The organism is Flavobacterium sp. (assembly GCF_039916025.1).
In the GTDB taxonomy this organism is placed as follows: domain Bacteria; phylum Bacteroidota; class Bacteroidia; order Flavobacteriales; family Flavobacteriaceae; genus Flavobacterium.
Genome location: NZ_JBDSMB010000053.1, coordinates 1 through 9,110 on the forward strand (window position 1 = coordinate 1; position 9,110 = coordinate 9,110).

Below are 9,110 nucleotides of genomic sequence, written 5' to 3' on the forward strand. Positions count from 1 at the left end.
GCAATTGAAATAAATATTGCAATAATGAGGACATTTGTTACCATAAGGCAATTTTCATTGAGCTATGCTGAACTCAAAACTAGAATTGAAGAAATCGAAAAGCAATTTCCAGATATATATAAAGCGTGAAACTATTTAGTAGACAAAGATAATAATCCAAAAACTAAATCTGAAAGAAATAAAATTGGTTATAAAAAATAATTTTAAAATGCATATCGAACAAAATATATTAGACAAAGTAAACGAATGGCTTACGCCAACGTTTGACCAAAAAACGCAAGACGAAATCAAAGAAATGATGACTTCTTCTCCAAAGAATTTAGAAGAAAGCTTCTATAAGAATTTGGAATTTGGAACTGGCGGAATGCGTGGAATAATGGGCGTTGGAACCAATCGTATCAACAAATATACACTTGGTAAAAACACTCAGGGTTTATCTGATTATTTAAAAAAATCATTTCCAGGCGAGCAACTAAAAGTGGCAATCGCTTATGATTGCCGTCATAATAGTGATACACTTGCCAAAGTAGTTGCTGATGTTTTTTCGGCAAACGGAATTAAGGTCTATTTGTTTTCAGAAATGCGACCAACTCCGGAATTATCTTTCGCGGTTAGACATTTGAATTGCCATGCCGGAATTGTTTTAACAGCATCACACAATCCACCGGAATATAACGGATACAAAGTCTATTGGCAGGATGGCGGACAAATAGTACCGCCAAACGATGCCGAAATTGTTCAGGTAATTGAAAACTTAAAATACAGCGAAATCAAATTCGATACAAACGCAAATCTGATTGAATATATTGATGTTGCGGTTGATGATGCTTTTGCCAAATCGACTGTGGATAATGCAAGTTTCAATACTTCGGCGGAAGCCAGAAAAAATTTAAAAATTGCTTATACTTCTTTACACGGAACTTCTATAAAAATGGTTCCAAAAGTATTGGAAAAAGCTGGTTATACAGATATCAATATTGTTCCGGAACAAGCTGAACCAAACGGCGATTTCCCAACGGTTATTTCTCCAAATCCGGAAGAGCCGGAAGCTTTGACCATGGCTTTAGCTTTGGCAGATAAAATAAATGCAGATATCGTTTTTGGAACTGATCCGGATAGCGACCGACTTGGTGTTGCTGTTAGAAATAACAACGGCGAAATGCAGTTGCTGAACGGAAACCAAACGATGGTTGTCATGACGCATTATCTTTTGCAACAATGGAAAAAAGCGGGAAAAATTAACGGAAAACAATTCATCGGTTCGACGATAGTTTCTACGCCAATGATGCTTGAATTAGCTTCGGCTTATGATGTAGAATGCAAAGTTGGTTTAACGGGTTTCAAATGGATTGCCAAATTCATTAGAGATTTTCCTGAACTGAAATTTATTGGCGGTGGCGAAGAAAGTTTTGGCTTTATGGTTGGAGATGCTGTTCGCGATAAAGATGCTGTTGGTGCAATTTTGCTAATGTGCGAAATGGCTGCCCAGGCCAAAGAAAAAGGTGGTTCAGTTTATAAAGAATTAGAGCAAATGTATGTTGACTTCGGTTTTTATAAAGAGCATTTGATTTCGATTACCAAAAAAGGAATGGAAGGCGCCAATCAAATCAAACAAATGATGGTTGACATGCGCGAAAAACCAGTTTCAGAAATAAATGGACAACGTGTGGTTATGTTGGAAGATTATCAAAACTCGACTGCGAGAAATCTTTTGACCAATGAAACAGAAACCTTGTTCGTTCCAAAATCGGATGTGTTGATTTATTATTTAGAAGATGGTTCCAAAATTTGTGCACGCCCAAGTGGAACTGAGCCAAAAATAAAATTCTATTTTAGTGTGAATACCGCAATTGAAAGTCTGGATGAACTTCCGGCTGCTGAAGCATTTTTGGATACTAAAATCGCAAACATAATTTCAGAAATGCAATTGAACTAATGGATAATAATCTCAAAAAATTAATTCCTTTTGCTTTAAAGTATAAGAAGAACGTAATTCTGAATATCGTTTTCAATATATTTTATGCGTTCTTTTCAACATTAGGAATGATTTCCATAATTCCGACTTTAAAAGTTCTTTTTAAGGAAACCGAACAGGTAGCTGTTCATCCAACCTATAAAAGCATTGGCTATATGGGGAAATATGGAGAAGATTTATTGAATTATTACATTACTAAATTATCTAATGAAAATGGTCCGGAATATGCGTTATTACTGGTAGTTTCAATTGTGATTGTGATCTTTTTACTGAAAAATATTTTCAATTACCTGGCTTCTTTTCATGTGACGCGATTGAGAACCGGAGTCTTGAAAGACTTAAGACAAAGATTGTATCAAAAAATCATTCATCTTCCTGTTTCTTATTATTCTGATGCCCGAAAAGGCGATGTCATGTCGAGGATGCTTGGCGATATCAATGAGGTTCAGAATTCATTTTTTCAGGTTTTGGAATTAGTGGTTCGCGAGCCATTAACAATCATTTTTTCGGTTGTTGCGATGCTTGCTATAAGTACAAAACTCACGCTTTTCGTGTTTATTTTTATTCCGATTTCGGGATTGATTATTTCGAGAATCGGTAAAAACTTAAAAGCAAAATCAAAGAAAGCACAACAAGAAACGGGTTATTTCATTTCTATTTTAGACGAAACTTTAGGCGGAATGAAAGTCGTAAAAAGCTACAATGCTGAAAATCTTTTTATTTCCAAATTCAACGAATCAGTTAAAAAACTGCAACAGTTATCGAATAGCATTGGAAATAAAAGTAATCTGGCTTCACCGATGAGTGAATTCCTTGGAATCTTAACCATAGCTGTTCTTTTATATTATGGCGGTTATATGGTTTTGGTTGACAAAACATTGGAAAGCACTGCTTTTATTGGATATATCGCTTTGGCTTATACCATTTTGACACCAGCTAAAAACATTTCTAAAGCTTCTTATCAGGTAAAAACCGGTTTGGCTGCAGCCGAACGTGTATTCACTTTGATGGAAGAAGAAAACGCGATAACATCCAAGCCAAATGCTATTCATAAAGACACTTTTGAAACAGGTATTTCTTTGGAAAATATCAACTTTAGATACCACGAAGAAAATGTTTTGAAAGACTTTTCACTTCAGGTTCCAAAAGGGAAAACGGTTGCTTTGGTTGGACAATCAGGAAGCGGAAAAAGTACGATTGCCAATTTACTGACACGTTTTTATGACGTTAATGAAGGCAGAATAACAATTGACAACGTTGACATCAAAGACCTGGATTTGCAATCGCTTCGAGGCTTAATGGGATTGGTAACACAAGATTCTATTTTATTTAATGATACCATAAAAGCGAATATCTCGTTAGGAAAACTTGATGCAACAGACGATGAAATTATTGCTGCGTTGAAAATTGCCAACGCTTATGAATTTGTAGAAGAGTTGCCGCAAGGAATCTATACAAATATTGGCGACAGCGGAAACAAACTTTCCGGCGGACAAAAACAACGTTTATCAATTGCGCGTGCCGTTTTGAAGAATCCGCCGATTATGATTTTGGACGAAGCTACTTCTGCTTTGGATACAGAAAGTGAAAGATTGGTACAAATTGCGTTGGAAAACATGATGCAAAACAGAACATCTATTGTTATTGCGCATCGTCTTTCGACTATTCAAAAAGCGGATTTGATTGTGGTTATGCAAAAAGGAAAAATTGTAGAGCAGGGAAATCACGACGAACTTTTAGCCAAAAACGGAACTTATTCTAAATTAGTTTCGATGCAATCATTTGATTAATCAAAAAATATGAAAAGAGAATATTTTGGAATGCTGTTTTTTTTAATTTTTATTATTTTGATTTTTATTACTGAATACTTTATTGGAGAAAAAGTATATGATTATCTCAGTAAATTTATCATTGTTTGGCTTATGTTAGCTTATCAGGTTGGGCAATATTCGATGCGATTCCCAAAAGCATTTTAAATAGGTTTATAACTATTTACTTTCCAGTCTTTATCCAACAAATTCACAAAGTGATATTGAAGGCTATCTTCGGCATCAAACTCGCCATTTTTATTGGTATCTTCAATGGTTCTGAAATAAAGGACACTTTTTGATTCCAGCACTTTCCAATCGATTAATTCTTGAAAATCGGCAGAAAGCTTTGTGAATTTTTGTCCGGAAATCGTGCTTATATACAACGATTTTATATCGCTGCTGTCTAATTTTCCATCTTTGTTCGTATCCATATCAGCCAAAGAATAAACTAATAATTGTTGCTTAGATTTATCCGCAAACGTTTTTAAATAGGTTGCCGTTTCAATTAAGATTTGTTTGTTTGTTAAAGTAGAAATGCTGTCTTTCCCTATTTCCTGAAACTTTAAATTTTTCAGATATCCTGTGATTTGGTATTCACCATAATTAGAAACCGTAAAGCTCTGGTCTGAATCGGAAGAAGATTTAATTCCTTTTCCGTTACCTGACATTACACCAATTGGATGAATTAAAAAGTTTGTTCCTTCCATGTTGATAGGCAAATCGGCCACTTCAATCTGATTGGTATCTACAACTACTTCAGGTTTTACTTTTGAAGTGGTTTCGTAAGTAACTTTGGGTTTTTCGGCTTCTTCCTTTTTGCAGCTTACAAAAAGTCCAACAAAAGCCAAAGCAATATAGAGAAAGTAATTTTTCATTTTCATAAAATTTGATTCTCAAAATTAGTGAATTATTTCTACAATTTAGCAGTCAGTTTAACATTGAAAACCCGGGTTGTCATATAGTTTGGAATTCCGTATTGATTTTTGGTATATACATCACGAACCCAAGTGTTGGTTATCGCATTTTGATTATTGAACAAGTTGAAAATTTCAAAACCAACGGATAAATCCTCAAATTTCTTTAGCCAATGTCCGTTTGGTCTTTCGTTGTTTCTTTCCGTAAGGACATACGAAAAGCCAACATCAGCACGACGGTAATCGCGCAAACGGGTTTGATAAACATAAGGATCTGCATATGATGGAGAACCGCCCGGCAAACCTGTATTATAAACCAAATTCATATACAATTTCATGTTAGGAATATTAGGCATATAATCCTGGAAAAGGATTCCGAATTTCAATCGCTGATCTGTTGGACGCGCGATATATCCTTTGTCGCTAATATTTTCTTCGGTTTTCATATACCCAAAACTCAACCACGATTCTGTTCCCGGAACGAATTCACCGTTTAATCGCGTTTCAAATCCATAAGCATAGGCAACCGCATCATTATTGGCACTGTAGCGGATTCTAACATTTTCCAGTGTATAAGTATTCACATCAGTCATCGTTTTGTAATAAGCTTCGGTGACTAATTTGAACTTTCTATTATTCATCAGGAACTTATAATCATTACTAAGCACAAAATGTATTGACTGCTGCGCTTTTACATTTGGATTAACTACTCCGTTCATGTCTCTCAACTCTCTGTAAAACGGTGGTTGGTAATAATATCCTAAAGCCAGCTTGAAAATCATATCTTTTTCCCATGCCGGTTTAAGTGACAATTGTGCACGTGGGCTAAATACTGTCTGGCTTTTGGCATTCGATATTCCGTCACCGGATACTATCCAGTTGTGGGCTCTTACACCTGCTGTTATCCATAATTGGCTTGTTCCAATTGTTGTTTCTGTTTTCCATTGTGCAAAACCGGAAAAACGATTTATATCAATGAAGTTGGTTGCGCGTACATTTTGATATGGCACAAGCGGTCCAACATAAGGATTATAAGGTTGATCGTGTGGAATATCAATAATCGGTGGATTGATATGAAAACCTGCAGAATCAATTACTTCCCACTCAACAATTCGATCACGGAAATTTTCACGGGTATATTTAAAGCCCCAATCTATTTGCTGTTTTTTGTTATTGAGTTGATGTGTTCCTTTGATTTCGGCATTAAAAATTAAAGCATCCAAATCGTTACGGGCATGGTTTAATTGTGTTCCGACACCGCGATTAAAAGTTACTTCACCTAAGGTTTCTGAACCAATATTGGTGTCAACTTCACCCAAATAATAGGCTGCATAAATATCAAAATATTCCTGTTCCTGTGTATGATAAAGCGAAGTGATTAATCGGTAATTGTTATTGTCGTTTTGAGCAAATGTTGTTTTGAAAGCGCCGAAAAGTGTTTGGTATTTGTCGTTTTCCTGACCTTCATAAAAAACCTGCAAAGCGATTGGCTCGTCAATGGTTCCAAAGTTTGTCTGACGTGTTAGCGGTTGGTAATTGTATTTGTTTTGAGAAATATTACCAAGGAAACTAAACTGCCATTTTGTATTCAGATTGAAATTTACATTTGTTTGTACATCGGCATACGTTGGTCTGTAATTCGTTTGTGTTTCCTGGCTGTTTACCAAGAGTGAGTTGTCGCGATAACGAACTCCAGTTATGGCCGACCATTTCTTATTTTTAGAAGTTCCTTCTACAGTCAGGCTTCCACCAAGGAAACTGGCTTCTGCAGCTATTCCGAATTTTTTTGGAGTTCTATAGGTAATATCCAAAACTGAAGATAATTTATCTCCATATTTTGCCTGAAATCCTCCCGCTGAGAAATCAACATTCTGAACCATATCAGTATTGGTAAAACTCAATCCTTCCTGTTGACCTGAACGAATAAGAAACGGACGATAAACCTCAATTTCGTTAACATAAACTAAGTTTTCGTCGTAATTTCCACCACGGACATTGTATCCTGAACTTAATTCGTTATTCTTATTTACACCACCAAAAAGCACCAAAACACTTTCTACTCCTGGCATTGCACTTGGGTTTTTACGAATAGTTTCGGGTTCTATCGAAGTAATTCCCTGAACTCTTCGTCTGTCGCTTGTGATAACAACTTCACCTAATTGTTCTGCCTTATCGTTCATAACAACATAATACTCGAATACTTCACCAGGTTTCAAAAAAAATGGTGCAGTAATATTTTTTAGTGCTGTATGAGTAAAAACTAAAATTATTTTTTGATTAGCAGGAACTATTAATGTATAAAAACCATTTGCATCGGTAACAGAAGTTTTGGTTTGATAACTTACGTTAACACCTTCAACTGGTTTATTATTTTCATCGAGGACAATTCCGGCAACTTTGGCGGTTTGATTTTGCGCAAATGCAATGATACTTATCGTAAAAAAAAGGAGCGTATAAAGTAATTTATTCGTTTTCAAATTATAGAGTTAAGGTTTTTGACTTCTAAAAAATTGCGTTTCAAAGATAGAAGAATTTCCAACATTATCAGTAATGACTACTTTTAAATCGTTTTTTCCTTCGTTAACAATGCCATCCGAAAAACGATGAATGAGCTTTTTGGTTTTGGGTTCATATTCCAGCAAAATCCATTTCCCATTCAAATAACCGTCATAACTTTTAATTCCCGACAACTCATCGGAAATTGTGAATTTCAATTCATTAATGTCGCTAATCCATTTTCCTCCAATATGCCTATCTAATTTTATTCTTGGAGGCACACCATCTTTTACGAGCTTGTATTCACCCAAATATTTGGTATAGATAGTAAACGAATTTTTATAGCGTTTAGTATTATAGTAGCCAATTTTATTTCTGTAAACCGATCCAATAAACATTTTTTCTCTGTCTTTTTGAGGTGAAATACTATCCTCAAAAGTGATTGAAAAGTTTGTAAATGCCGGAACAATATCTTCGTGAAGTTTTAAGATTCCTTTTTTTACTTCAAAATCCATATAAAAATCATCATAGAAAGTATTTGCCGGGAAATTGACCGTAACATTTTCAAGTGAAAAAATATTTTCCTTTTTGGCTTTTACAAAGTATTTAGAAGTTATTGGCACTTCGGAAACTCTGGCAGGCAATGTTGAATATTGGATTGGAATAAAAATCTTGGTTATGTTTTCACTAAAATCAGCAACTTCAATGCGATAGGATTGCATTAAATTACTCGACGCTGAAATTATTCCGTTATTTGTTCCTGGTTTTATGATGCTTAACGGATAAGGATTTTCCATAAATAATTTTTGAACACGCTGCCCTTGTTTTTTGTAACGTGCATAATCAATCAAAAGATTAACAAATCGTGTTTCATCAAAGGCAAACGTATCAAACTGATACCCAAAATCGGTTTTACCATTGAGAAAAGTTTGCACTCTAAAAACCCCATTTGAATGCCAGGATACATCATCATAATCAGCTGTTGTTATTCCGAAACCTATTGTTCCTGACGCCGAAATCTTTTCAGCTAAATAACTTCCATCATCCTGCAGCGATAAATTGACCGAAACTGGTCTTTTCGATTCATTCACAACGCTGTTTTCGTCTAAAGGATAAACCCACAAACTGTTTATTGCCGGGCGTTTTGAATCCGGTATGACTGTGTCAAATCCAAAATACATTGGATTGATGATTTTTTCTGATTGTGTATCGCGAATTTCAAAATGCAAATGCGGGCCATCTGAACCACCAGTATTTCCGGAAATAGCGATAATATCTCCTTTTTTTACAACTAAATCATTAGGATTTAATGCAACGTCAATCTCATACGATTTCGCTTTGTACTGTTCTTTTTTAATGTATTTCTCAATTTCACCATAACCCGATTGCAAATGTCCGTAAACAGTAGTATAACCATTTGGATGGGTGATATAAATAGCTTTTCCATAACCAACTTCTGAAATTTTTATTCTGGAAACATAGCCATCTGCAACAGCATAAACATTAAAACCTTCCTTTTTCATGGTTTTACAATCGAAACCGGAATGAATGTGATTGGGACGCAATTCGCCAAAATTTCCTGAAAGTTGTAAAGGAATGTCGAGTGGTGAGCGAAAATAATCTTTTGGATATTGAGTTTGACCAAATCCTAAAATTGAAAACAAAAAAACAAAACAAAAAATTCGCATAAAAAAGTCCTTTCTGCTAAGGTAAGGAAAAGTGAGTAAAAAATTACAACAGCACTGCTTTTTATAACTCCTTAAAAAACAATTTATTATAATTTCGTGACAAAATAGCGATAAATAATTAGCAAAAAAATTGCGCAAATGAAATAGAATCCTAACTTTGTGAAGTAAGTAATGAATAAAATATTTCATGAGTGAAATTGCAGAAATAATTGATTCTGTTGAAAAT

Annotated in this window: 6 protein-coding genes; 3 read left to right on the plus strand and 3 right to left on the minus strand. The window is 34.9% G+C overall.

Annotated features, from left to right (window positions below; translation table 11 throughout):
• Positions 1-208 precede the first annotated feature (208 nt).
• The 3 genes from ABIQ27_RS03020 to ABIQ27_RS03030 are packed head-to-tail and all read left to right on the plus strand — an operon-like array spanning position 209 to position 3,951.
• Positions 209-1,936 carry a phospho-sugar mutase gene (locus ABIQ27_RS03020; protein WP_348031939.1) on the plus strand — a complete coding sequence of 576 codons (1,728 nt, stop codon included), beginning with the start codon at positions 209-211 and terminating at the stop codon, positions 1,934-1,936.
• On the plus strand, positions 1,936-3,765 hold the full coding sequence (locus ABIQ27_RS03025; protein WP_348031941.1) for an ABC transporter ATP-binding protein: 1,830 nt from the start codon (positions 1,936-1,938) through the stop codon (positions 3,763-3,765). Before ABIQ27_RS03020 ends, ABIQ27_RS03025 begins: the two co-directional genes overlap by 1 nt.
• A gap of 9 nt (positions 3,766-3,774) precedes the next feature.
• Complete coding sequence (locus tag ABIQ27_RS03030) at positions 3,775-3,951, plus strand: hypothetical protein (protein WP_348031943.1); 177 nt, start codon at positions 3,775-3,777, stop codon at positions 3,949-3,951.
• On the opposite strand, the gene ABIQ27_RS03035 is transcribed toward ABIQ27_RS03030, so the two are convergent.
• Genes ABIQ27_RS03035 through ABIQ27_RS03045 form a run of 3 tightly spaced genes read right to left on the minus strand, consistent with a single transcriptional unit; the run spans position 3,948 to position 8,884 of the window.
• Positions 3,948-4,661, minus strand: a complete 714-nt coding sequence (locus ABIQ27_RS03035; RefSeq protein WP_348031945.1) for a hypothetical protein — start codon at positions 4,659-4,661, stop codon at positions 3,948-3,950. The genes ABIQ27_RS03030 and ABIQ27_RS03035 overlap by 4 nt on opposite strands.
• 38 nt (positions 4,662-4,699) lie before the next feature.
• Positions 4,700-7,177: a carboxypeptidase-like regulatory domain-containing protein gene (locus ABIQ27_RS03040; RefSeq protein WP_348031947.1), complete on the minus strand. Its 2,478-nt coding sequence runs from the start codon at positions 7,175-7,177 to the stop codon at positions 4,700-4,702.
• Positions 7,178-7,186: 9 nt separating this feature from the next.
• The gene (locus ABIQ27_RS03045; protein ID WP_348031949.1) at positions 7,187-8,884 is read right to left on the minus strand and encodes a M23 family metallopeptidase; all 1,698 of its coding nucleotides are present in this window, start codon (positions 8,882-8,884) and stop codon (positions 7,187-7,189) included.
• Positions 8,885-9,110: the final 226 nt, after the last annotated feature.